Origin of the sequence: Sphingomonas palmae (assembly GCF_900109565.1) — a bacterium.
Taxonomy (GTDB): domain Bacteria; phylum Pseudomonadota; class Alphaproteobacteria; order Sphingomonadales; family Sphingomonadaceae; genus Sphingomonas; species Sphingomonas palmae.
On sequence record NZ_FNZZ01000008.1, the window covers coordinates 55,200 to 77,875 of the forward strand.

Genomic DNA, 22,676 nt, shown 5'->3' on the forward strand with positions numbered 1-22,676 from the left:
GTACCGCGGCGTCATCAAGTGGCCTGGCACTTCAATCACCTACAGATCCGAGTACCTAGGCACCTAAATCGGCTTCGCGATGCGCGCTTCGGTCTGCTTCATGGCGGCAATACTCCTGTCTAGTCGCCGAAACTGAGGTCGGCAGCAAGCGCGCGACCGTAGATTTGTAAATGTCTCGGCAGGCGACGGAAGATTTCCAGCTTTCATGTCCTCCCGCCTTCATCCTTATCAAGTAAGTCTAACCCGGACCTTCAACGCCTGTGGCCAAGGAGCTAGAGGCACATCTAGAAACAGGCTGCGTTTGCTCCAAACCAGGGGAAAACAAGCGCGTCGATGGCGGGAATTACGTGCCCCCGCTTTTCATCCAAGGCAATCAGAGATTGACTGATGTTGTCGCGCATCAGCGCAGGAGGGCAATGGGCGTTTTTAACCCCGCCCGTTGCTTCTTGAGTTCGATGGCGAATGCCGCCGGATGGCGTACTCGAGGAAGAAGTGCGGGCTCGGTAATGAATTTGTCGAACCAGCGGGAGGGTCGAGCGGGCCTGACCGGTCGTGAAGAACCGCGTCTTGTTAGGCGGCTCGTCGCGCATACGACCATGAAGCTCTCTACGAACCCGTTTCGCGTCGGCTAGCCCGGCACGAGCTATACTGTATGCTCATGCGGTCCGCTTCGACGACAGCACACGCCCGCCGCCCGCTTATCCTTAACGTCGCCTGGAGATGCGCGACTGCTTACCGCTTGGCGGCGAGTGCTACGACTTTTTTGACAGCAGACCTTCCAGACCCGCGTGGTCGAGCATCGTATCCACGAGCAGCCGCTTGGGCTGGGCGCTCTCCTCAGTCGAGCGCCCGGAGCCACTTACGTCGAATACCTCCAAGCCGCCGAACTTGGCCTCCTCGGCATAGTAGGTCGCACTCAACATCCCGTGCTTGCGGCACAGCTCCGTCACCACCACACCCGCCCCGGCCTCCTTTAGAAGGCCGATGATCTGCTCTTCCGTAAACTACTTCCGCTTCATCCGGCTGCCCCTTCGTGGGATCAGTCTCGAGGTCAGGTGGATGAAGAAACGGAGAATCACATTAAACCTTCCTGCATGCTCTGTCGTATCTTATGAGGGCATTCGGATCCCAAGCGTCGATAATAATCTCGTCGCTGCGAACAGGCAGATAATTACCCAAGCAGTGCCGTCGCGAATTTACGTACGGCAGGTCCGATGTCGTCGCGCGCCAACGCCAGTGCGAGGTTCGCCTGGATAAATCCCTCCTTGCCCCCGCAATCGTAGCGCTCGCCGTCGAAGGTGAATCCGTGGAACGGCTGGCGACCGATCAGCTGCGCAATCGCATCGGTCAGCTGGATCTCGCCGCCCGCGCCCGTCTCCTTGGCGTCGAGGATGCGCATGACCTCGGGCTGGAGAATGTAGCGGCCGGGGATCATCAGGTTCGAGGGCGAGGCGCCTTTCGCCGGCTTCTCAACCAGCGCGGTGACTTCGGTCAGCCGACCATCGACCTTGCCCGGCGAGATGATGCCGTATTTGCTCGTTTCCTCGTCGGCGACCTCGAGCGCGCCGATGACGTTCCCGCCTACCTGATTGTACGCGTTGACCATCTGCGCCGTGAAGTTGGGGCTGCCGACCATCAGCTCGTCGGGCAGCAGCACCGCGAACGGCTCGTCGCCGACGATCTCGCGCGCGCACCACACCGCGTGGCCGAGACCCAGCGGCTCTTGCTGGCGCACGTAAACGGGCGAGCCGGGCTGCTGGCGTATGCCCTCGATCAACGACAGGCTTTTGCCACGCTCGCGAATTGTTGTCTCAAGCTCGTAGGAGATGTCGAAATGATCCTCGAGCGCAGCCTTGCCGCGGCCGGTGACGAAGATGATCTGCTCAATTCCCGCCTCTAGCGCTTCTTCTACCGCGTACTGGATCAGCGGCTTGTCGACGACCGTGAGCATCTCCTTCGGCATCGCTTTTGTCGCCGGCAGGAAGCGTGTTCCCAGCCCTGCCACCGGGAACACCGCCTTGCGCACCCTCTTGATTGTCATGTCTATCTCAGCCTTTACTGGTCGCCGCTGTGTAGAGCTAGCCCTCACCATTGCAACAGGTGACCTATTGGCGTCTCGCACGCTAGAAGCGACAATGCGCAACGTTGTCGCGCTAATCTTGCTGCTATCAGTGAATAGCAACAAAGTCAGACTTTTATCGCTTGCAATGAGTGAGGTCAGCTGCGTGGATAGCTGCAAATTGCGAATCTTATTTTCGTAAATGCGACAGCTTAGCGATCACGCAGGTGAATACTTTTTATAATGAAGCATGATTGCCAAGTGACACGCTAATGGCGAATTTGAGGGTCTGACGAAGCACATGGTCGGGTGCGTCACTCTGCGTTACACGCAGAACCCAATAATCCTGTATTGGAGGGGCGGTATGGGGACGGAGAAGAGCAAGCCTTTGGTGCCGCTGGTGTTCGACACCGCGCTGCTTCTGCCAGCCGCGGTTTCAGGTGTGACGGTCGACGCTGAGCAATCTAAATGTGACGCAGCGTGGGCCCGATCCGTTTAATGGCTGAGCGGCTGTGGATGCTAGAATGCTGGTGCTGAAGCACGCAAGCGTCAACCCTGCTCGACCTAACACAGCACGGCAGCGGCGACTGGTCGGGGTGCTCGAGGTGCGCGTTGACGGGCGCGCGGCTTACCGGCTGGTGCTCGGCGCACCCAACTGATCGCGCGCACGGATAGAGACGGCGTTCCGCTCGTTCTGCCTCGCAACTGACCAGTGCGAGGACACTCACCATGACAATCAAGGCCATCGGCTACGCCGCATCGGGCAAACACGCCAAGCTGAAGCCGATGCAGCTTGAGCGGCAGGACCCGCTGCCCAACGAGGTGCAGATCGCGGTGCTCTATTGCGGCGTCTGTCACTCCGATATCCACCAGTGCGAGAACGACTGGGGCAACACCGTCTATCCATGCATGCCCGGACACGAGGTGGTCGGACGCGTCGTCAACAAGGGCTCGCTGGTGACGAAACACGCAATCGGCGATCTGGTCGGGGTCGGCTGCATGATCGACAGCTGCCACGAATGCGCGCCCTGCCTCGCCGGCGACGAGCAATATTGCGAGGGACCGAACAGCTGGCTTGCGACCTATAACGGCCCGATGAAGCAGACCAAGACGGGCGAGAACATGTACGGCCGCGATAATACATTCGGCGGCTATTCCGACCAACTCGTGGTGCGCGAGGATTTTGTGCTCAAGATCCCGGCCGCGCTCCCGATTGAGGCTGCGGCGCCAATCCTGTGCGCGGGTGTCACCACCTATTCGCCGATGAAGCACTGGGGTGTGAAGGCGGGTAGCAAGGTCGGCGTCGTCGGCTTCGGTGGTCTGGGCGACATGAGCGTAAAGATCGCACGCGCGATGGGCGCGCAGGTGACCGTCTTCACGCGCGACAAGGACAAGGTGGCGGAGGCGCACCGGCTCGGCGCGAAGAGCGTCGTCGAAGGCGACGATAAGGCGTACGCGGCGCTCGAAGGCCACTTCGACTTCATCATCTCGACCGTGCCCGAGAAGCACGAGGTCGATCCCTTCATTCCGCTGCTGCGCCACGACGGTGTGTTCGTCGCGGTCGGCGCGCTCGCCCCCATGCCGGGATGGAACCACATGAACGTCATCATGGGGCGCAAGACGATCGCGGGCTCGCTGATCGGCTCGATCACGGAAACGCAGGAGGTGCTCGATTTCTGTGCCGAACACCGCATCGCGCCCGACATCCAGCTGATCCCGATCCAAGAGATCAACGAGGCGTACAAATACGTGAAGTCGGGCGACGTCCGCTTCCGCTACGTCATCGACGCGGCGAGTTTGGCCGAGGATAAGGCGGCCTGAGCACGCCTGTGCGCCAGGTTGTACTGCCCGACGGCACCCACGTTCCCGCGCTTGGGCAGGGAACGTGGAACATGGCCGAGCACGCCGACGCAAGGCCTGAGGAGATCGCCGCGCTGCGCGACGGTGTCGAGCGTGGGCTGACGCTGATCGACACCGCCAAAATGTACGCCGACGGGCGCAGCGAGCAGCTGGTCGGTGAGGCGATCGCGGGATTACGCGACCGCGTGTTTATCGTCACCAAGGCGTATCCGCACCACGCCGGGCGCGACACGTTGCCCCGCGCCTGCGAGGCGAGCCTGCGTCGGCTCAGCACGGACACGATCGACCTCTACCTGCTTCATTGGCGCGGGAGCGTGCCCTTGGCGGAGACGGTCGATGCGATGGAGGCGCTGGTCACGCGCGGGCTGATCGCGCGCTGGGGGGTGAGCAACCTCGACCGCGATGACATGGAAGAACTCGTCACGGCAGGCGGTGCGAACTGCGCGACCAACCAGATCCTCTACAATCTCTCGCGCCGCGCCCTCCAACACGACCTGATCCCTTGGCTGACCGAGCGGCACATGCCCGTCATGGCGTACAGCCCGGTCGAGCAGGGACGATTGCTCGGCCACGCTGCCTTGCGCGAGGTCGCCAAGGCACGCGGGGCGACGCCGGCGCAGGTCGCACTCGCCTGGCTGCTGGCGCGCGATGGCGTGATCGCAATCCCCAAGGCGGGGACGCGCGCGCACGTCGCGGAGAACGCGGCCGCGGCAGAACTCGTGCTGAGCGCGGACGACCTCGCCGCGCTCGACCGCGCCTTCCCGCGCGCCGCACCTCGCCCACTCGACATGCTTAACGAAGGACCAAGACGATGCAGAAACGCAAACTCGGCAGCCAAGGCCTCGAAGTCTCCGCGCTCGGGCTCGGGTGCATGGGGATGTCCGACTTCTACGCCGGACGTGACGAGGCGGAGTCGGTGGCGACGATCAACCACGCGCTCGATCGCGGCGTGACCTTTCTCGACACCGCCGACATGTACGGCGTCGGCACGAACGAAGAGCTGGTCGGGCGCGTCGTGCGCGATCGTCGCGAATGGGTGGTGGTCGCGACCAAGTTCGGCAACGTCCGAGGGAGCGACGGCAGCTTTCAGGGGATTAACGGTCGCCCCGACTATGTCCGCCAGGCCTGCGACGCGAGCCTGAAGCGCACCAGGCTCGACTTCATCGACCTCTACTACCAGCACCGCGTCGACCCCGAGGTGCCCATCGAGGAAACCGTTGGCGCGATGGCCGAGCTCGTGCAGGCGGGCAAGGTCAAATATCTCGGCCTGTCGGAGGCTGCGCCCGCCACGATCCGCCGCGCGCACGCCGTCCACCCGATCACCGCGCTGCAGACCGAATATTCGCTGTGGACGCGCGATCCCGAGGCTGAGATCCTGCCGGTATGCCGCGAGCTCGGCATCGGCTTCGTGCCCTATAGTCCGCTCGGCCGCGGTTTCCTGACGGGGCAGTTCAAGTCGCCCGACGACCTGCCCGAGGATGATTACCGCCGCCACTCGCCGCGCTTCCAGGGCGAGGCGTTCGAGCGCAATCTCGATCTAGTGCGCGCAATCGAGGAGATGGCGCAAGGCAAGGGCTGCACGCCCGCGCAGCTCGCGCTCGCCTGGGTGCTGGCGCAAGGCGACGACATCGTGCCGATCCCGGGAACCAAGCGGCGCAAGTACCTCGACGACAATCTCGGTGCGCTCGACGTGTCGTTGAGCAACGCCGATCTCAAGCGGATCGACGAGGTGCTGCCTCCCGGCGCGGCGAGTGGCGAGCGTTATCCCTCGATGGCGACGATCGACCGGTGAGCGCCCCTCCTTCGCCGCGATCGCGCCCGGCCGGCTAGCGGTGGTGACGGGCGCGGCGAGCGGGATCGGGCTCGCCGCGGCACGTGCGTTCGCCAAACGCGGCATGCGCGTCGCGCTGGTCGATCGCGCGGGTGAGGCGCTCGACGCAGCCGCGCGCGCGATTGAGGGTGCAACCGCGTACGCGCTCGACGTTGCCAATCCCGATGCCTTGGTCACGCTGGCGGAGGAACTGGGCGAGGCCCCTGCCCTCCTCATGAACAACGCCGCGATCGGGGCGGGAGGCGACGTGCTCGCGGGGGTTTCTGCTTGGCATAGGCTGATCGACGTCAACCTGATGGGGGTGCTCCACGGTGTTGCTGCCTTCGCTCCCGCGATGATCGCTGGTGCCGAGCCGGCAATGATCGTCAACACCGGCTCGAAACAGGGCATCACCCAGCCGCCCGGCAACACCGCCTACAACGTCAGCAAGGCGGGCGTGAAGGCGCTGACCGAGGGGCTGTCGCACACGTTGCGCGAGGCAACCGGCGAGCGCGTGACCGCGCACCTGCTGATCCCCGGCTACACCCACACCGGCATGACCGCACGCGGGACGGAGAAGCCCGCCGCGGCGTGGAGCGCGGAGCAGGTCGTCGATCACATGCTTGCCGCACTGGAGGCGGGCGACTTCTACCTGCTGTGTCCCGACAATGAGACCACGCACGAGCAGGATGCGAAACGGATCGCCTAGGCCGCGCGCGATGTAATCGAGAACCGCCCCGCGCTATCGCGCTGGCACCCGGCGTGGAAGGATGCGTTCGCGCGTTACATGGCGGAGTAAGGGTGTGTGCGTGTCTTGGTGTCGACATGCACACATTCCTGTGTGCAACTCGCTTACGTGGTCGTCACGCGTGTGCGTCGATAGCGTCGCTATGTATCACTGCGCCGCGAGCACCGAGCGCCACGCCGCCAGCTGTCCCGGCGAGGCCTCGCGCCGAGCCACGGCGGGCTTGCCGCGCCGCAGCCGCGCACGGTCGCGCTCGGGCGGGTCGACCAGCTGCACATGCACCTCCGCACGCCCCGCCTGCTCGATCCCGAGCAACCGCGCCGCCCCGCGTGACAGGTCGATGACGCGCGTGGGCGAGAACGGCCCGCGATCGTTGACGCGCACCAGGATTGTCCGCCCGGTCGTGAGCGCGGTCACCTCAACGTAACTCGGCAGCGGCAAGGTCGTATGCGCCCCGCTCACCCAGCGCGCCCGGTAACGCTCGCCGTTCGCGGTACGGTTGCCTGACTCGCTGCCGTACCAGCTGGCGTAACCCACCACCTCATACCCCGGCGCAGCCGCAGGCACGTAGGTCACCCCACGTACGCTGTACGGCCACCCGATCTTCACCGGCCAGTCGCTCACCTGTGCGCCGGCGCATCCGATAAGCGTGAGCGTCGGGGCAACCGGAAGGAACCGCAGCATCAGCATGCGCGACCGTTGCGTTAGCTGGCATCAACCGCTCGTAGGATAGCGCGGCCGTAGTTGGTCTTCTTGAACTTCTCACCCGCCGCGCGTGCTTGTTCGGCGGAGATGAAGCCCATTTCGAACGCAATTTCTTCAAGGCAAGCGATCTGGACGCCTTGGCGGTGCTGAAGCGTGCGAACAAATTCTCCAGCCTCTAGCAGGCTGTCGTGCGTGCCGGTGTCGAGCCAAGCGTAGCCGCGACCCATTTGCTCAACGTAGAGGTCGCCCGCATCGAGGTAGATACGGTTGAGGTCGGTGATCTCGAGCTCGCCACGTGCCGACGGCTTCAGGTTACGTGCGAAGTCAACGACGCGGTTGTCGTAGAAGTATAGGCCGGTAACCGCGTGGTTGGACTTGGGCTGCGCGGGCTTCTCCTCAAGGCTGACTGCGCGGCCACCCTCGCCGAATTCGACCACGCCATAACGCTCGGGGTCTTCGACCTGGTAGGAAAACACAGTTGCGCCACCTTTGCGCGCGACCGCACTTTCGAGCAGATTGGTCAGGTGTGCGCCGAAGAAGATGTTGTCGCCCAAGACCAGCGCAACGTCGTCGTCGCCGATGAAGTCCGCGCCGATCGTGAACGCCTGTGCGAGGCCGTCGGGGCTCGGCTGCTCGGCGTAAGCGATCGAAATACCAAAGGCGGAGCCGTCCGCGAACAGCCGGCGATAATTGTCGAGATATTCGGGGCTGGAAATGATCAGCACGTCGCGGATTCCCGCGAGCATCAGCACGCTGAGCGGGTAATAGATCATCGGCTTGTCGTAGACGGGCAAGAGCTGCTTGTTGACGGCGAGCGTCGCCGGGTGGAGCCGCGTGCCCGAGCCGCCCGCCAGGATGATGCCCTTCACTTCACGTCTCCGATGAGTTCGTTCAGAATGTCGCCGAGCGCGTCCTGCCAGGGACGCGGCTCGATCCCGTAGGCCCGTTGGATCGCCGAATGGCTGAGCAGCGAGTTGGCCGGGCGCTTGGCCGGTGTCGGGTACTCGGCGGTGGCAATACCCGCGACCTCGGCCGAGGCTCCGCCGCACGACGCAGACTGACGAAAGATTTCGCGCGCGAAGCCAGCCCAGGTGACGTCGCCCGCGTTGGAGAAATGGAACGTGCCGGTCGGCGCGTCCGCATCCGCGATCAGCCGGAGCGTGATCGTGTGGAGCGCTTGCGCCAGGTCGGCCGCGCTGGTGGGTGAGCCGCGCTGGTCGTCGACGACGCGCAACGTCGGGTTGGTCGCGGCGACGCGCAGCATCGTTTTCACGAAATTATTGCCGTGTGCCGACACGACCCAGGCGGTGCGCACGATCGCGTGGCGGGCTCCGCTGGTGCGCACCGCGAGCTCGCCGCCGAGCTTCGACGCGCCATAGACGCCGAGCGGCGCAACCGGATCGTTCACCTCCCACGCACCCGCCTTGTCGCCGGCGAAGACGTAGTCGGTCGATACCTGGACGAGCGGGATGCCAGCGTCCGCGCACGCCTTGCCGAACGCCGCGGGCGCCATCGCGTTGACGGCCCAGGCGGTGACCAAGTCGCTCTCCGCCTTGTCGACCGCGGTATAGGCGGCACCGTTGATCACCGCCGCGAACGGCTGGCCGTCGTGCCCGGCCGCGACGCGTGCCTCAATTGCCGCGGTGTCGGTCAGGTCGAGGTCGGCGACGTCGACCGCCACCACCTGGACGCCAGCGGGCCAGGTGAGCCGCTGGAGCTCGGTGCCGAGCTGCCCGTTGGCGCCGGTGACGAGGATGGCACCTGTCGCCGTGTCGCTCTGTCGGCTCGTCGACGTGTCGACAGACATTATGCCGCGACCCCGCGGCGCTCGGACGCCTTGGCCGCCACCAGCGGACGCCACCAATCCTCGTTGGCGAGGTACCATTCGACCGTCTTGCGGATGCCGCTCTCGAACGTCTCCTGCGGGTACCAGCCGAGCTCGTCGCCGATGCGGGACGCGTCGATCGCGTAGCGCTTGTCGTGGCCGGGGCGGTCGGCGACCTCGCTCATCTGCTCGGCGTAGGGCCTGCCGTCGGCGCGCGGGCGCAGCTCGTCGAGGATCGAACACAGCGTGCGCACGACATCGATGTTCTGCCGCTCGTTGTGCCCGCCGACATTGTAGGTGCGCCCGACCTCGCCGCGCTCGAACACCGCCTGGAGCGCGCGGACGTGATCCTCGACGAACAGCCAGTCGCGCACCTGGTCGCCGCGGCCGTAGATGGGGAGCTTCTCGCCATCCAGCGCCTTGGCGATCATCAGCGGGATCAGCTTCTCGGGGAAATGGTACGGCCCGTAATTGTTCGAGCAATTGGTAATCAGCACCGGCAGCCCGAAGGTGTGGCCCCAGGCGCTCACCAGATGGTCCGATCCCGCTTTGCTCGCCGAATAGGGCGAGCGCGGGTCGTAGGGCGTGTCCTCGGTGAACAGCCCGGTGTCGCCCAACGTCCCGTACACCTCGTCGGTCGAGATATGGTGGAAGCGGAACGCCGCGCGCGCGTCCTCATCCAGCCCCAGCCAATAGGCGCGCGCCTCGGCGAGCATCGTGTAGGTGCCGACCACGTTGGTCTGGACGAACGCGCCGGGGCCATCGATCGAGCGGTCGACGTGGCTCTCGGCCGCCAGATGCGTGATCACGTCGGGCTTGAACTCGGTGATCGCGGCGCGCACCGCGTCGGCGTCGCAGATGTCCCCCTGCACGAAGCGATAGCGATTGCTGTCCGCGACGCGCTCCACGGTCGACAGCGTGCCCGCGTAGGTCAGCTTGTCGAAGTTGAGCACTTCATGGTCGGTGTGCTCGATTAGGTGACGGACGAGCGCCGAGCCGATGAAGCCGGCCCCGCCGGTGACGAAGATACGCATCGATAATCCTTCAGGCGAGGGGCTGGAGCGGGTTGCCGTCATAGGCGAACAGGCTGTCGAACTCGGCGAGCGTCGGCTGCACCTTGTCCTTGTCGGATAGCTCGGGCGCCGTGCCCGCCGGCATCGGCCAGTCGATCCCGACCGAGTCCCAGCGGATGCCGCCATCGGCCTCGGGCGCGTAGGTGTCCGAGCATTTGTAGGTCACCTCGCAGTCCGGCTCGAGCGTGACGAAGCCGTGCGCGAAGCCGATGGGAATGAACAGCTGGTGCCCGTTCTCCGCGCTGAGCTCGGCGCCGACCCACTCGCCGTAGGTCGGCGAGCCCGCCCGCACGTCGACCGCGACGTCCCAGATGCGCCCACGCACGCAGCGCACGAGCTTGTCCTGCCCGCGCGGAGGCGTCTGGAAATGCAGCCCGCGCAATGTGTAGGCTGGCACCGACAGCGAGTGATTGTCCTGCACGAAGGTGCAGGTGATGCCGAGCTTGGCGAACGCCGGCTCGGAATACACCTCGGTGAACCAGCCGCGGGCATCGCCAAAACGGCGAGGTTTGATCAGTTGAACGGACATGGGCGGGCCTTCTATTGCGGCACCGCGGGAACGGCAATGAGGCTAAGTGGGATTGCCCGCGTTGCGGTATTTGCCACTTTTCAATACAGCGGCGACCCATTGCGGTAACGCGTAGCGAATTGATTGCTCAAATTCGTTGTTGCTGCGGCATTCCAAGGAGTTGGTGTTGCAGCCGCGTTCGTTTGTTAAGCCTGGATTGATCCTGCTCCTAGGGCTCCTGATCGGCTGGGGTGTGCTGGCAGCGACAATCGATCGGGTGTTCGCTAACCGGGCACCTGCGCTTGCCTTGCAGTGGAACCCGGCCAGTGCAGATGGCAACGCTCGTCTCGGCGACACGTTGCTGCAAGGCGGTGATATCAAGGCAAATGCTGCCCGCATTGCCGCGCTCGCAGATCGCTCGATCGGACGGCAGCCGATTAATCCTGTAGCAGCACGCCTACTTGGCTTGGTCGCTGCGGCCCGCGGAGATGAAGCGCGCGCAACCGGGCTGGTCCACTATGCGGAGGCCATGTCGCGGCGGGATTTGCCGACGCAATTGTGGTTGATTGAAACCAACGTTGCGCGCGGCGACGTGGACGCGGCGCTGCGCCACTACAACCGTGCCCTGAAAACCTCGGTCAGCGGCCGCAACCTGCTCTTCCCAATCCTGGCGCAGGCCGCGAACGATCGTGCGATCTGGGTGCCGCTCAGCCGCATGCTCGCCGAGCAACCGCAATGGTGGCGCCCGTTCATGGTGCAGGCGGTTCAGCAAGGTAACAACCCCGATGCCTTGTACGCCTTCGCGCGCCGGCTTGGTATCGACAAACCAGAACGGCTCGACACCGGGTTGTTGCAGGGAATCGAGAAGCGCCTGGTTGATCTGGGCGACTATCGCCGCAGCGCCGAACTGTTCAACCGTGCACACGGCCAACCTGTGGGCTCCAATCCTTTGCTGCGCAACGGCGGGTTCGAGCAACCGAGCGGGTTCGATCCGTTCGAGTGGAATTTGAAAGACGAGCCCGATCTTGCCGCGGTGCGCCAGCCGAGCCCGCGTGCGCAGCGCGGCAGCGCACTGTTCCTGACCGCAACGAACGGGCGCGGCGGTGATCTGGCAGTACAGTTGATCATGCTGACACCTGGACGCTACGTTGTTGGGGCGCTGGTGGGCGGTGTGTCAGGTGATCCGCTCGCCTTTCCGCATCTCGTCGTGCGCTGCGCCAAGGACGGGCGCGAGATCGTGAACACCCCCTTCCCCACCGCGCCGAACGACGGTCGGGCATGGCGCACCGATTTTACGGTACCCGCCGGCTGCGCGGCACAGCGCATCGTCTTTCAGGCGACCGCCTCGCTGGACCCTTCCGGCCTGACGCCGTGGATCGACAACATCACCATTCAACCGCAAGAAGGACGCTGACATGGCGTCGCCCCGTCATCACCGCGCACGCGCTCATCGTTCAGCCGCCACGTATGGCTGGCTCCCGTCCGCGCTACAGGGGCCGCTAGCGCAGACCGCCCCTTTTTACCTGCTGCTACTGCTGCTCGTCACCTGCGCACTTGGCGGTGGATCATCGTTCGCCGACGTTTATTCGCTGCTATACGTCCGGCCGATCGCGATCATCTGCTTTATCGCGGCGCTGCTGACCCCGACCGTTGCCGATTGGCGCACGTATCGCGCGCCCTTGCTGCTGTTCGCGGTGTTTGCGCTGCTGATGGCGGCTCAATTGATTCCGCTGCCGCCATCGGTCTGGACCACGCTGCCCGGACGCGCACCCTACGTTTCAGCCGCGGCGCTGTCCGGCATTGCGCAACCGTGGCGACCGATTTCGCTGACGCCCGACCTGACGCTCAACAGTCTCGCCGCCTTGATCGTGCCTGGCGCAGTACTGGCCGCCTTTATCAAGCTGACACCTGTCCAGCGGCGCGCAATCGTGCTGGTGTTGATAGTGCTGTGCGGCCTGAGCGCTGCCCTGGGCGTGGCACAGTTCGCAGGCGGCAAGCGCAATCTGCTCTACTGGTATCAGCGCACCTACCAGGGATACCCGGTCGGTTTCCTGTCCAACCGCAACCACCATGCGGTGTTGCTGGCGCTCGTATTTCCTACGCTTCGCGTGTGGACGCTGTCGACAACCCAGAACAAGGCTTGGCGCGTGCGTCGGCAATGGGTCGCGCTTGCGCTGGGCGCGTTCACTCTCCCGGTGATCCTGGCGACCGGATCACGCGCGGGAATGATGGTGACGCTGCTGAGCCTGGCGACCACCTTTGCGCTGTTTCCCGCTCGATCGGATCGCGAACGTGGTTCGTCCGCGGCACCGCGCTGGCACGGCCGATTGCTGCGCTTTGGCGTGCCGGCGGTGCTGCTGCTGCTGGTTGCGCTGACCTACGCGTTCGGTCGCGCCGCCTCGATCGACCGGTTCCTATCGTTGTCGGCGCTCGATAACGACCAACGGTTCCTGTACGCGCCGATCGTTCTCGCTATCGTCAAAGCCAATTTTCCCGTCGGCACCGGCTTTGGCAGCTTCGATCCGGTTTTCCGTCAATATGAGCCCGACGCGATCCTCAAGAGCAGCTTCTACAATCACGCGCATAATGAGCTGTTCGAACTGGCAATGATGGCGGGTTTGGCGGGATTGCTGCTGTTGGTCGGGTTCCTGCTGTGGTGGGCGGTGCGGATGATCGCTGCGTTGCGCGTGCGTGGTGTCGCCGAAACCAATCTCGCGCTACTGGGCGGTGTGGTCGTCGCCTTTATACTGCTTGCCAGCTTGTTTGATTATCCGTTGCGCGCGCCGTTGATGGCGGCGGTGTTCACGCTCGGCTGCTGCCTGTTGTGCGAACGCCCAGGCACCGCGGCGAACACGGTTCGAACATCCCGGCTGTGACTTCCTTTCATGGCCGGTCTCATCATCGGCCCAGCCTACATTGCCACGATGGGGAAGCTGCCATAGAGGGTGGAACATATGTCCCCGGTGCCCAGGAGCCCGCCTCCCCAATGAAGTTCTCCCTTGTCACGGCTACGTTGATCGCGCTGATCGGCGTCAGCGGGTGTGCCGAAGACCGGTTCGTTGGCCGCCCCGGATTGACTGTCGTGCAGCAGGGCGCCCTACCTGAACCGCTCGCCACCGATCTCGTGTCGGCGTCGCGTCCGCAGGTGCTCGGACCGTTCGATCAATTGTCGGTCGACGTGTTCGGCTTGCCCGAATTCAGCCGCACGGTAACGATCGATCGCAGCGGCAATATCTCCCTGCCGCTGGCGGGCGAGATCCCGGCCGCGGGCAAGACACCGACCCAATTGGCCCAAGCGGTGACGCAGAGCCTGCGCGCCAATTACGTGCGCGACCCGCGCGTCACGATCAATGTCACCCAGGTCGTCAGTCAGGTTCTGACGGTATCGGGTCAGGTGCGTCAGCCCGGGCTCTACCCGGTGACCGGGCGCATGACGCTGCTACGTGCGATCGCGCGCGCGCAGGGCGTGTCGGACGTCGCACGTGAAGACCTCGTGCTGGTGTTCCGGCGCGTGAACGGCCGCGACACGGTAGGCTTGTACGATCTACGCGCGATCCAGCAGGGCATTTACGCCGATCCCGAAGTGTTCGCGAACGACGTCGTGCAGGTCGATGCATCGCGCGCCCGTCGCCTCTTCAACCTGGCCATTGCGTCGTCGGGGCTGATTGCCGGCCCGCTGATCGCGATCCTGAACTGATCCTGCGGAAAGCTGGCGGAGCAATGAACAATCTATCTTTCAGGCCCGCTCCCGCATCCGCGGGAGGAGCGTTCCCGGTTGAGGTGGAACTCGCCGATACGAACGCCAACAAGCGCTCGCTTATCGCCGACTATCTGTCGATCGCCAATCGGCGCAAATGGCTGATCCTGGGCACGACGGTCGGTTTCGTGCTCGCCGGGCTGCTGATCACCCTGTTCATGACGCCGCTTTACACGGCGTCGGCGACGATTGAGATCCAGCGCGAAACCAGCAACGTCGCCGAGGTAAAGGGCGAGGAGCGCACCCAGTCGAGCGTTGATGCCGAATTCTATGAAACGCAGTACGGGCTGCTGCGCTCGCGCGCACTCGCCGAGCGCGTAGCGCGAACCTTGCGACTGGGCGACGATCCGGCGTTCTTCGAAACCTTCGGCGTCACCGCCTCGGACGAGTGGTTTCAGAACGGCCGCGCGGTTCAGACGCCGGCGGTTCGCGAGGAACGTTTGAAAACGGCAGGCGGACTGCTGCTCAAGAATATCAAGATCGAGCCCGAACGATTGTCGCGCCTGGTGGAGGTGAGCTTCACCAGCCCCGATCCGCAACTATCCAAGCGCGTTGTCGATGGCTGGTCGGAGAACTTCGTTCAAACCACGCTTGAGCGTCGCTACGCGGCGACATCCTACGCACGCAAATTCCTTGAAGACCGACTTCAGCAACTGCGCGTTCGCATCGACCAATCGGAACGCGCGCTCGTTGGCTATGCCGCCAATCAGAATATCGTCAACATTCCGGGCAACAGCGGCACGCAGGGCGAAAGCACCGGCGAACGGTCGCTCGTCGCGGACGATCTGGTCAACCTGAACCGCGAGCTGGCCACCGCAACTGCGGACCGCGTTCAAGCCGAGAGCCGGCTGGCGGGCAACAGCAACGTCAAGGAAGCGCTGGACAATTCCACCACCAACACGTTGCGGGCGCGTCGTGCCGAACTGAACGCTGATTATGCGCGCATGCTTCAGCAATTCGCTCCCGATTATCCACCGGCGAAGGCGCTGCGCGCCCAGATAGCGTCGATCGATGCTGCGCTGCGCGGTGAAACCGGGCGCGTCACGGACGTGCTGCGCCAGAATTACGACGCTGCGGTCACGCGCGAGAATGCGCTGGCAGCACAGGTCAAGCAACTGACCGGGCGCGTGCTCGATTTCCGTCGTCGCAGCATCCAGTACAACATCCTGCAGCGCGAGGTGGACACCAACCGCCAGCTCTACGACGCGCTGCTCCAGCGCTACAAGGAAATCGGCGTCGCAGGCGGCGTCGGCGTCAACAATATTTCGGTGGTCGACGAGGCTGAGGTGCCCGGCGCTCCTTCGAGCCCGCGCTTGTTCTTCAACCTGGCGCTGGCGCTGCTCGCTGGGCTGGTTGCGGGATGTGGTATAGCGCTGTTGCTCGAGCAGATCGACGAGGGTATCACCGATCCAATCGACGTGGAGCCGCTGCTCGGCATGCCGCTGATCGGCGTGACGCCGCAGTTAAGCAACATTGAACCGCTCGACGCGCTACAGGATTCTAAGTCGGCATTGACCGAGGCTTACGCCTCCATCGCCGCGAACCTGGGTTTCGCCACGTCGCACGGTGTGCCGCGCAGCTTGGCGGTGACGAGCGCGCGTCCGGCCGAGGGCAAGAGCTCGACCAGCTACGCGCTGGCGCGATCACTGGCGCGAATCAACCGGCGCGTGCTGCTGCTCGACGCCGACATGCGCTCACCCTCGGTTCATCACCTGTTGCACCAGCCGCTCGGCAACGGGCTCAGCAACTATTTGGCCGGCGACGACGATCTCGGCACGTTGGTTCGTGCAACCGAGATCGATCGACTCTCGATCATGACCGCAGGCCCGCAGCCGCCCAGCACGCCCGAACTGCTGGCAGGCAATCGCCTGACCATTCTGCTCGAACAGCTGGCAACCGAGTTCGACCACGTGGTGCTAGACCTTCCTCCGGTGATGGGGCTGGCAGACGCGCCGCTGATCGCGAGCAAGGTGGAGGGGACGCTGATTGTCACCGCCGCGCACAGCACGCACAAGAACGTTGCGCGGCTGGCGGTTGGTCGCCTTCGCAGCGCGCACGCGCACCTACTGGGCGCAGTGCTGTCGATGTTCGACTCCCGTCAGGCCAGCTACGGCTACGGTTATGGCTATGGCTATGGCGAGGGTTACGGCTACGGCGACAAAGCCAAATAGGAGCAGGAACACGGCAGGCGGCGACCACACGCACGCGTCCGCCTGCGTCTCGCCCCGCAGCGCATCAGGAACACCGATCATGCAGACCACACGCCCGCAGTTCGCCAGTTTCTGGCGCGGCACGCTGTCACCCTTCGAACAGGCCTGCCTGCGTTCCTTCGTGAACGACGGCAACCACATCACCTTGTACAGCTACGAACCGCTGGCCGGCGTGCCCGACGGTGTTGCCACGGCCGACGCGCGCGACATCGCGCCGGAGGCGTCGGCAGGCCGTTTCCTCTACAAGGGTAAAGCCGACCTCAGTCATTTCTCCGACTACTTCCGCTACAATCTATCGATGAAGAGCGACAGCATCTGGATCGACACCGATCTGCTGCTGGTCGCACCCTTCCCTACAGACCTCCCCGCCACGATCGTTGCGAAGGAGAGCGACACGCTGATCTGCCCGGCAATACTGCGGCTGGAACGCGGTGACCCCCGGCTGCCGCAACTGGTCGCCGCAACCGAGGGCAAGATGGATCGTAATCTGGTTTGGGCGGAAACCGGCCCCAAGCTGATGACCACGGTGTTCGACGGCGATGCGATCATGCGCCAGGCGCTGCCACCGCAAATGTTCTTTCCGATCCCGCATGAGGAATTTTGGCGCGCCTTCGTACCGGCGGAACGCGACTGGTGCGAGCGCACCACGCAGGGCGCTGTGGGTGTGCACCTGTGGAACAACATCGTCACGGCGCTGGGATATTGGAAGGCGCTGGCACCGCCCGTCGGATCATACCTCCATCACCGCTTCGAGCAGGATGGCTCGCTTGATCTCTTCGCGGGCTGCTACCCGGCGAATGTCATGGAACGGATGGTGGAGAATTACCGCTTCCGCCTGAACGGAGGGGGCGTAGGATTCGGCGCGATCGTGCGGCAGGCACTACCCAGCATCAAGCGCTCATGGCGGTACCGCTTCGGCGATTGACGTAGCATCCGGTCGATGGGGCGGAGCCGAGGCTTGGCGGCTCCATCCCCAATGTCGGGCTACAGCAATCGCAGGTGCGTCTTAGCGATAATCCGGTCGAGGTCGGCCGGCGTGTCGACCGGCTCCATTTCCGCTGGATTGGAGAAAAAGGCCGGGGCCGCGATCTTGGTCCAGGTGAAGCCGGCGTGTTCGGCGACAAACAGGATCAGGCGCTCGATCGCGTGCTGATTGGTCCAGATCGTCTGACCCTTTTCCGGCGGAAAATCGTCAAAGGTCAGATCGGCGTCGATCAACGGTTTCAACGCTGCTCCCCGCGTCCAGAACATCGAGCCCGAAGGAAAATCGAGCACGTGCTGGTCGGTCAGCGCGATCCCCATCCGCTTGGCGAGTGGTTGCCCGAAGCGGAAATTGCCGTCCCAGTGCAGGCAATCGCGCACGCCTTCGAAATGCTGGCACATGACGACGCCCATGTCGGGATGGCGATTGAACAGATCCACCACCGAACGCACGATGTCAGGTGTTCCCGCCAGCGTCCCGGCCAGCGTGTCCCGCCACGCATCGCCGATCGTCCCGGTCAGCGTTTTCTTGCCCTGCAAGATCAGCACCAGCTCGTAGCGCGCGTAAACGTCGCACAGCGTCACGAATTTCGGCGCGATATCGCGGCCGCGATTAGGCGCGATCCTAACCTCCACCTGCCCACCGAACCAATCGGCGAACTCGCGCTCGATCGCCGCCTTCTTGGCTTCGGTGTCGGTGGTGATGAAGACATCGGCCGGAAAAGGCACGTTGTTCATGTACCCGCGCATCAGCGGCGCCAGGTCGTCGTAGAACAGGTGACAAACGATCGCGATACCGCGCGCGGGCGCGGTGACGCCGCTCAGGTCATAGCCGAACGGAACGATGGCGCTGACGTCGGGTACGTCGCTGGGGCGTGGGCGCCCCTTCGGGCCTGCCAACAGCTTGCGGAAAGTGCGCAGCGTGAAGGAGCGTGCCTTTCGCACCAGTATCGCAGGAGTCACGGATTATTCCTGTTGAAAGATAGCTCGGTTCGAGCGAGCTGTAGCGCCCGGATCGTCGGCAGGGTTAAGAACATCATGCGTGATGGCCCCAGCCCGTGACGCCCAAGGCGAAATCCTTGGCTGCCGAGAATAGTCGCGTCCGCGGCGCTATATCGTCGCCGCCCCGTAATTGCTGCAGCCGAACCCAGGCGCGCAATCGTTCAACCAGCGTGTCACCGCCATGCAGGCCGGCGCGCAACGCGAATCGGTCTCGCCGCTCGCGGTAGCGCACGGCCGCGGCTTCGGCGCGGCTACCCAGCTCACCCTGGTTGGTGCGTGCCATTTCGTCGAACAACGCGGCCAGGTGACCAAAGAAGATCACGCGCTCGTGATAGCTCCCCAACGGCACCGTGGTCGCGGTGCGCCACCGCGCCCGCAGCCCTGGCGTCACCATGCCGCACGCATTGCCGCCGTGCTGCCGGTACAGGATCAATGGCTGCGCGATGTGCGACACGCGCCCGATCGCTGCCGCGACGATGTAGAGCCAGGTGTCGTGCGACAATGGCCGGTTCGCCTCCGGATGGCGCGGGCGCTGGACGCGCGGCACCAGCGTCACCAGTTCGCGGCGAAACAGCATGGTGTTGCCCCACCCTGCCCAAGGATCGAGTTCCAGCGGCTGCCACACCCGGTCGGCAACGATCCCCTGATTCCATAGTTCGGTCGGCACCAGATCGCCGTCGGTCATCATCAGCTGGTGCAGCGACATCAAGCTATCGTCGGCCAGCAGCCGTCGCGCACCAACCTCGAGCTTGTCGAGCGTCCATACGTCGTCCTGGTCAACGAATGCGATCAAGGGGCTGGTGCAATGCTCGGCCGCGAACAGGAAGTTGTCGGAAAAGCCCAATCGCTCGGTCTTGTCCAAAATTCGGACGGGAAAGGACACCTGCGCGGCAAAGGCCCGGATGATCGTCAGCGTGTCGTCGCTCGACCCGTCATCGCTGACCACCAGCTCGGCGGGGCGCAGTGTCTGCGCGGTAATACTGGCGAGCTGTTCACCGAGGAAGCGTGCGCCGTTGTACGTCGCCATCGCGACCGATACGCTGGGAAGATCGTGTAACTGCTGCACGACCGCGTGCGCTACCCGTCAGCGGGGCAACTGGCTAGTCACGATGTGACGACCAGCGCGTCGGTCGCTATTCCGCCCGCATCGGTGGCGATGATCTGCTGGGCCGCTTGGCTGGATCGCCCAGCACGCCGTCGCGCGGGTAGATGCCCAGCAGCTTGCCCAAGCGCCGCTGCACCCCGCTCAGGCGATGGTGGAGCCGCGATCCCGAGAGTAGAAAGGGACGCAGCGTAATGACGTGCGCCCAGCGTGGTCGCAGGGCGCGTGCATATTTGGCGGTGATCGCATCGCGCGACCGATCGTAGCTGGCATCCAGCGTCCCCCTGCTGTTGTGGCGCAGGAAGAAGTCGATAACGTAGCTGTTCCAGCCCAGGATGTCGGCGACCGTGCACAGGTCGATGGCGTAATGGTGGAACCCCGACAGGTCGCGCGACACCGCCAGGTTCGCTCCGCGGCGCACCAGCAGGAAGTTCTCGTCGAGCGATACTACGCGAACGGGAAATGGCGTGCCTAGCACATCGCGATCGTTGGCCGGGTGCGACAAGTTCAACACCGGCCAACCTTCCGCAGTGTAGCCGGCGTTGCCGCATACGCCCCAGTGCGGATCGATCTGGTCGAGCTCGGCTAATTGCCGTTCCAGGTCCACGCGGCCGTGCTCGATCAGCACCACATCCTGGTGACAGATCAACACGTGCCGGCCCGCAGCCGCCTGGAGGAATTCGTTCAATGCGACATAACCGTCGGCCCGATTTCCCGCGGTGTTGTCCAGCACGATGAACTCGCAGCTTTGATGGTCGAACCCGCCTCGTGCGAACGACGCCATGCACCCGTCATATTCATCCCAGTTCGTCACCATCGTGCAAATGGAGAAGACCGGTTGTGCACTGCCGCCCAAGCGCGTGACGATGCCTGCCGGGCCGACCCGTTCACCGCGGTGCATCGTTTCGGCTGTCATGTGATCGTCCGCCTGTTGCAGCATGATGGGCGCGTTCCACCACTTCGCGTGCGCGTGCAATAAGTTTAACATTTGCGGCTAGACCTGCGCTACCGCGCGCCCACGCAATCGCCGACATCGGGCGAGTGGAGCTTCCATGTCAATACGTAAGTCGCTGCTATGGTCCTATGGCAGCCAGGCCATCACCTTCGTTGTCAGTTTCTCGACCTCGGTCGTCGTTGCCCGACTGCTGTCTCCGCGCGAAGTGGGCATCTATGCGCTGGCGGTCGCGGTATCGGCAGTGCTTGCCATTTTCATGGCGTTCAGCGTGCACACCTATCTGGTGCGCGAGGAACGGGTCGATCGCGCGCTGCTACGCAGCGTGTTCACCGTGAATGCAGTGCTGAGCATTGTGCTGGCGGGCGCGCTGTTCGGGATGGCGTTCGTTGAATCCGGTTATCTGGGACAGCCGGATGTGGGCGCGGTGTTGTTGCTGACCAGCATGGCGCCGTTGATCGCCATCTTCGAATTCATTCCCACAGCGCTCAGCATGCGCGAAATGCGTTACAGCCTGATCTCGGCGGTGAACGTGGTGCGCGTGGTCGTCACCTCGGCCGTGACGGTTACGCTCGCGCTCCGCGGTTATGGCGCAATCAGCCTAGCGATCGGCCCGCTGGTCGCAGGGGCGGTGTGTGCCACCATCTATACCGCGACACGCTGGCGCGATACGGTGTTTGCTCCGTCATTCGCCAATTTCCGCCCGATCATCGCCTTCGGTGTTCAGATGATCTCGATCAGCGGCGTCGCGCAGCTTGCTACGCGCGGCAGCGACCTGATCCTGGGGCGGCTAATCGGCCTCTCGGCGCTCGGACTGTACTCCCGTGCATCGAACATCCAGGCGCTGGTGTTCAGCAATGTCTACGGTGCTGCAACCAACGTGATCTTCTCGCACATGTCGCGCGAACTGCACAATCGGGGAACGGTGCACGATACGTTCACCACCTCGATCCGCAACATCATCGCCATCATGTGGCCGCTACTCATCGGACTGGCGATCCTGGCGCGACCGGTGGTCGTTACCCTCTACGGCGAGCGGTGGCTGGGCGCGGCGCTACCCTTGTCGCTGTTGATGGTATCCACCTTCGTCACCCTAGGGTTCGGAATGAACTGGGAGCTGTTCGTGCTGCGCAAGGAAACCGCGCGCCAGACCCGGTTCGAAATGCTGCGGGCGATCGTCGGCACGTCCTTGTTCACCGTTGGCTGTTTCTTCGGCATTGCTTGGGCCGCGGCGTCGCGGATCGTTGAGGCAATAGTCGGTTATTTTCTGTATCGCCCGCACATGGATCGCCTCGCTGGCACCCGGCCGGGGGAGCTGGAACGTATCTACGCCGAAGGCCTACTGCTGACGGGAGCCGCGACGATCCCGGCGTTGCTCCTGATGCTATGGTACCGCTGGTCGCCGGCAACGCCGATGCTGCTGATCGCCGGAGCGATTGCGCTGGGTGTCGCGAACTGGACAGGACTGCTGGTCGCGCGTCGCCATCCACTGATTCTAGAAATCAGCCGCTTGTATACACGCCGGTAGGCGGCGTAACGCGCGCATATCGCCCGGCGGGCGGCGCGTTTGTCATCGCTGCTGCCGGTCGCGCCGCTGCTGCTGGTCGCGTTCCAGCAACGCTGGAGTCATCGCGCAGCGAACTTCAATTTCTACTGTCACCTGGTAGCTGACGCCACCTTGCTCGTAAATGCAGAAACGATTGGTTGCGCTGGTCGTCTCACTGCGCAGTGCAGCGTTCGACGGGATCGGCGCGTCGGGGTCGACGTAAGGTGCAGCGACCGGGCATTCCTGGCCTACGGCAAGCGTGACTGTGCGAGCGTCCAATGTATCATTGGGTACTGTCGGCGATCCAACATACGTACAAATGCGCTGGTCACCACGGATCTCGTTTCCGATCAGCTGCGCACACGCGGGAGCGACTGTCATTCCACCGATAACCGCAGCAATGGTGATCGTGGGGCGCCACAGCCGCGTCGCACGGATAATCATTCCGTCAAGGCTCCATGATTTACTACAATAAACTACCGTGAGGATCAATCATGCCTCAATCTATTCCAGGCAATACATAGGCTTATCAATCGTCATG

At 63.8% G+C, this 22,676-nt stretch carries 21 protein-coding genes and 2 pseudogenes; 11 read left to right on the top strand and 12 right to left on the bottom strand.

Annotation, left to right across the window (positions count from 1 at the left end):
* Positions 1 to 284: 284 nt before the first annotated feature.
* The 3 genes and pseudogenes from BMW51_RS15950 to galU all read right to left on the bottom strand — a co-directional run bounded on the left by BMW51_RS15950 (position 285) and on the right by galU (position 2,041).
* Positions 285 to 590: a hypothetical protein gene (locus tag BMW51_RS15950; protein ID WP_143051897.1), complete on the bottom strand. Its 306-nt coding sequence runs from the start codon at positions 588 to 590 to the stop codon at positions 285 to 287.
* A 162-nt stretch (positions 591 to 752) separates the two neighbouring features.
* A pseudogene (locus tag BMW51_RS15160) lies at positions 753 to 992 on the bottom strand (transposase); the annotation flags it as partial.
* A gap of 179 nt (positions 993 to 1,171) precedes the next feature.
* The gene (galU, locus tag BMW51_RS15165) at positions 1,172 to 2,041 is read right to left on the bottom strand and encodes a UTP--glucose-1-phosphate uridylyltransferase GalU (protein WP_093007964.1); all 870 of its coding nucleotides are present in this window, start codon (positions 2,039 to 2,041) and stop codon (positions 1,172 to 1,174) included.
* Positions 2,042 to 2,583: 542 nt separating this feature from the next.
* Between galU and BMW51_RS16390 the strand changes: the two genes are divergently transcribed.
* The 5 genes and pseudogenes from BMW51_RS16390 to BMW51_RS15185 all read left to right on the top strand — a co-directional run bounded on the left by BMW51_RS16390 (position 2,584) and on the right by BMW51_RS15185 (position 6,438).
* Positions 2,584 to 2,718 (top strand): hypothetical protein, encoded by a 135-nt coding sequence (locus BMW51_RS16390; RefSeq protein ID WP_281243254.1) that lies wholly within the window; start codon positions 2,584 to 2,586, stop codon positions 2,716 to 2,718.
* A 70-nt stretch (positions 2,719 to 2,788) separates the two neighbouring features.
* Positions 2,789 to 3,880 (top strand): NAD(P)-dependent alcohol dehydrogenase, encoded by a 1,092-nt coding sequence (locus BMW51_RS15170; RefSeq protein WP_093007966.1) that lies wholly within the window; start codon positions 2,789 to 2,791, stop codon positions 3,878 to 3,880.
* 8 nt (positions 3,881 to 3,888) lie between these two features.
* A pseudogene (locus tag BMW51_RS15175) lies at positions 3,889 to 4,713 on the top strand (aldo/keto reductase); the annotation flags it as partial.
* A gap of 17 nt (positions 4,714 to 4,730) precedes the next feature.
* The gene (locus tag BMW51_RS15180; protein ID WP_093007968.1) at positions 4,731 to 5,711 is read left to right on the top strand and encodes an aldo/keto reductase; all 981 of its coding nucleotides are present in this window, start codon (positions 4,731 to 4,733) and stop codon (positions 5,709 to 5,711) included.
* Positions 5,671 to 6,438, top strand: coding sequence for an SDR family NAD(P)-dependent oxidoreductase (locus BMW51_RS15185; protein ID WP_245708578.1), 768 nt, complete (start codon positions 5,671 to 5,673; stop codon positions 6,436 to 6,438). Before BMW51_RS15180 ends, BMW51_RS15185 begins: the two co-directional genes overlap by 41 nt.
* Before the next feature lie 186 nt (positions 6,439 to 6,624).
* On the opposite strand, the gene BMW51_RS15190 is transcribed toward BMW51_RS15185, so the two are convergent.
* Genes BMW51_RS15190 through rfbC form a run of 5 tightly spaced genes read right to left on the bottom strand, consistent with a single transcriptional unit; the run spans position 6,625 to position 10,606 of the window.
* Positions 6,625 to 7,158: a septal ring lytic transglycosylase RlpA family protein gene (locus tag BMW51_RS15190; protein WP_093008049.1), complete on the bottom strand. Its 534-nt coding sequence runs from the start codon at positions 7,156 to 7,158 to the stop codon at positions 6,625 to 6,627.
* A gap of 20 nt (positions 7,159 to 7,178) precedes the next feature.
* Positions 7,179 to 8,048, bottom strand: a complete 870-nt coding sequence (rfbA, locus tag BMW51_RS15195) for a glucose-1-phosphate thymidylyltransferase RfbA (RefSeq protein WP_093007970.1) — start codon at positions 8,046 to 8,048, stop codon at positions 7,179 to 7,181.
* Positions 8,045 to 8,986 carry a dTDP-4-dehydrorhamnose reductase gene (gene rfbD, locus BMW51_RS15200; RefSeq protein WP_093007972.1) on the bottom strand — a complete coding sequence of 314 codons (942 nt, stop codon included), beginning with the start codon at positions 8,984 to 8,986 and terminating at the stop codon, positions 8,045 to 8,047. Before rfbD ends, rfbA begins: the two co-directional genes overlap by 4 nt.
* Complete coding sequence (rfbB, locus tag BMW51_RS15205) at positions 8,986 to 10,038, bottom strand: dTDP-glucose 4,6-dehydratase (protein WP_093007974.1); 1,053 nt, start codon at positions 10,036 to 10,038, stop codon at positions 8,986 to 8,988. The genes rfbD and rfbB overlap by 1 nt, the downstream gene beginning before the upstream one ends.
* Positions 10,039 to 10,048: 10 nt before the next feature.
* Entirely contained in the window at positions 10,049 to 10,606 is a 558-nt protein-coding gene (gene rfbC / locus BMW51_RS15210) for a dTDP-4-dehydrorhamnose 3,5-epimerase (RefSeq protein ID WP_093007976.1), read from the bottom strand.
* Positions 10,607 to 10,772: 166 nt separating this feature from the next.
* Between rfbC and BMW51_RS15215 the strand changes: the two genes are divergently transcribed.
* The 5 genes from BMW51_RS15215 (at position 10,773) to BMW51_RS15235 (ending at position 17,477) form a co-directional block, all read left to right on the top strand.
* Positions 10,773 to 11,999, top strand: a complete 1,227-nt coding sequence (locus BMW51_RS15215) for a tetratricopeptide repeat protein (RefSeq protein WP_143051899.1) — start codon at positions 10,773 to 10,775, stop codon at positions 11,997 to 11,999.
* Position 12,000: 1 nt separating this feature from the next.
* The gene (locus BMW51_RS15220; RefSeq protein ID WP_093007980.1) at positions 12,001 to 13,461 is read left to right on the top strand and encodes an O-antigen ligase family protein; all 1,461 of its coding nucleotides are present in this window, start codon (positions 12,001 to 12,003) and stop codon (positions 13,459 to 13,461) included.
* A 110-nt stretch (positions 13,462 to 13,571) separates the two neighbouring features.
* Positions 13,572 to 14,282, top strand: a complete 711-nt coding sequence (locus BMW51_RS15225; RefSeq protein ID WP_245708579.1) for a polysaccharide biosynthesis/export family protein — start codon at positions 13,572 to 13,574, stop codon at positions 14,280 to 14,282.
* An 83-nt stretch (positions 14,283 to 14,365) separates the two neighbouring features.
* Positions 14,366 to 16,513 (top strand): GumC family protein, encoded by a 2,148-nt coding sequence (locus BMW51_RS15230; RefSeq protein WP_177171710.1) that lies wholly within the window; start codon positions 14,366 to 14,368, stop codon positions 16,511 to 16,513.
* A 79-nt stretch (positions 16,514 to 16,592) separates the two neighbouring features.
* Positions 16,593 to 17,477, top strand: a complete 885-nt coding sequence (locus tag BMW51_RS15235) for a hypothetical protein (protein ID WP_093007984.1) — start codon at positions 16,593 to 16,595, stop codon at positions 17,475 to 17,477.
* A 59-nt stretch (positions 17,478 to 17,536) separates the two neighbouring features.
* On the opposite strand, the gene BMW51_RS15240 is transcribed toward BMW51_RS15235, so the two are convergent.
* The 3 genes from BMW51_RS15240 to BMW51_RS15250 all read right to left on the bottom strand — a co-directional run bounded on the left by BMW51_RS15240 (position 17,537) and on the right by BMW51_RS15250 (position 20,577).
* Positions 17,537 to 18,496, bottom strand: coding sequence for a rhamnan synthesis F family protein (locus BMW51_RS15240; protein ID WP_093007986.1), 960 nt, complete (start codon positions 18,494 to 18,496; stop codon positions 17,537 to 17,539).
* A gap of 73 nt (positions 18,497 to 18,569) precedes the next feature.
* Positions 18,570 to 19,601: a glycosyltransferase family 2 protein gene (locus BMW51_RS15245; RefSeq protein ID WP_143051901.1), complete on the bottom strand. Its 1,032-nt coding sequence runs from the start codon at positions 19,599 to 19,601 to the stop codon at positions 18,570 to 18,572.
* 67 nt (positions 19,602 to 19,668) lie between these two features.
* Positions 19,669 to 20,577: a hypothetical protein gene (locus BMW51_RS15250; protein WP_143051902.1), complete on the bottom strand. Its 909-nt coding sequence runs from the start codon at positions 20,575 to 20,577 to the stop codon at positions 19,669 to 19,671.
* Positions 20,578 to 20,689: 112 nt separating this feature from the next.
* On the opposite strand from BMW51_RS15250, the gene BMW51_RS15255 reads away from it, so the two are divergent.
* On the top strand, positions 20,690 to 22,117 hold the full coding sequence (locus BMW51_RS15255; RefSeq protein ID WP_093007992.1) for an oligosaccharide flippase family protein: 1,428 nt from the start codon (positions 20,690 to 20,692) through the stop codon (positions 22,115 to 22,117).
* Between the two features lie 42 nt (positions 22,118 to 22,159).
* On the opposite strand, the gene BMW51_RS15955 is transcribed toward BMW51_RS15255, so the two are convergent.
* A complete protein-coding gene (locus tag BMW51_RS15955) occupies positions 22,160 to 22,627 on the bottom strand; it encodes a hypothetical protein (RefSeq protein ID WP_143051903.1) in 468 nt (155 codons plus the stop codon).
* Between the last annotated feature and the right edge of the window lie 49 nt (positions 22,628 to 22,676).

Bases quoted from the DNA above. Each gene is read 5' to 3' on its own strand.
- rfbB (WP_093007974.1), bottom strand. From the start codon at position 10,038: ATGCGTATCTTCGTCACCGGCGGGGCCGGCTTCATCGGCTCGGCGCTC.
- BMW51_RS15170 (WP_093007966.1), top strand. From the start codon at position 2,789: ATGACAATCAAGGCCATCGGCTACGCCGCATCGGGCAAACACGCCAAG.
- BMW51_RS15950 (WP_143051897.1), bottom strand. From the start codon at position 590: ATGCGCGACGAGCCGCCTAACAAGACGCGGTTCTTCACGACCGGTCAG.
- BMW51_RS16390 (WP_281243254.1), top strand. From the start codon at position 2,584: ATGCTGGTGCTGAAGCACGCAAGCGTCAACCCTGCTCGACCTAACACA.
- galU (WP_093007964.1), bottom strand. From the start codon at position 2,041: ATGACAATCAAGAGGGTGCGCAAGGCGGTGTTCCCGGTGGCAGGGCTG.
- BMW51_RS15250 (WP_143051902.1), bottom strand. From the start codon at position 20,577: ATGCTGCAACAGGCGGACGATCACATGACAGCCGAAACGATGCACCGC.
- BMW51_RS15190 (WP_093008049.1), bottom strand. From the start codon at position 7,158: ATGCTGCGGTTCCTTCCGGTTGCCCCGACGCTCACGCTTATCGGATGC.
- rfbD (WP_093007972.1), bottom strand. From the start codon at position 8,986: ATGTCTGTCGACACGTCGACGAGCCGACAGAGCGACACGGCGACAGGT.
- BMW51_RS15225 (WP_245708579.1), top strand. From the start codon at position 13,572: ATGAAGTTCTCCCTTGTCACGGCTACGTTGATCGCGCTGATCGGCGTC.
- BMW51_RS15180 (WP_093007968.1), top strand. From the start codon at position 4,731: ATGCAGAAACGCAAACTCGGCAGCCAAGGCCTCGAAGTCTCCGCGCTC.
- BMW51_RS15255 (WP_093007992.1), top strand. From the start codon at position 20,690: ATGTCAATACGTAAGTCGCTGCTATGGTCCTATGGCAGCCAGGCCATC.
- rfbC (WP_093007976.1), bottom strand. From the start codon at position 10,606: ATGTCCGTTCAACTGATCAAACCTCGCCGTTTTGGCGATGCCCGCGGC.
- BMW51_RS15220 (WP_093007980.1), top strand. From the start codon at position 12,001: ATGGCGTCGCCCCGTCATCACCGCGCACGCGCTCATCGTTCAGCCGCC.
- BMW51_RS15235 (WP_093007984.1), top strand. From the start codon at position 16,593: ATGCAGACCACACGCCCGCAGTTCGCCAGTTTCTGGCGCGGCACGCTG.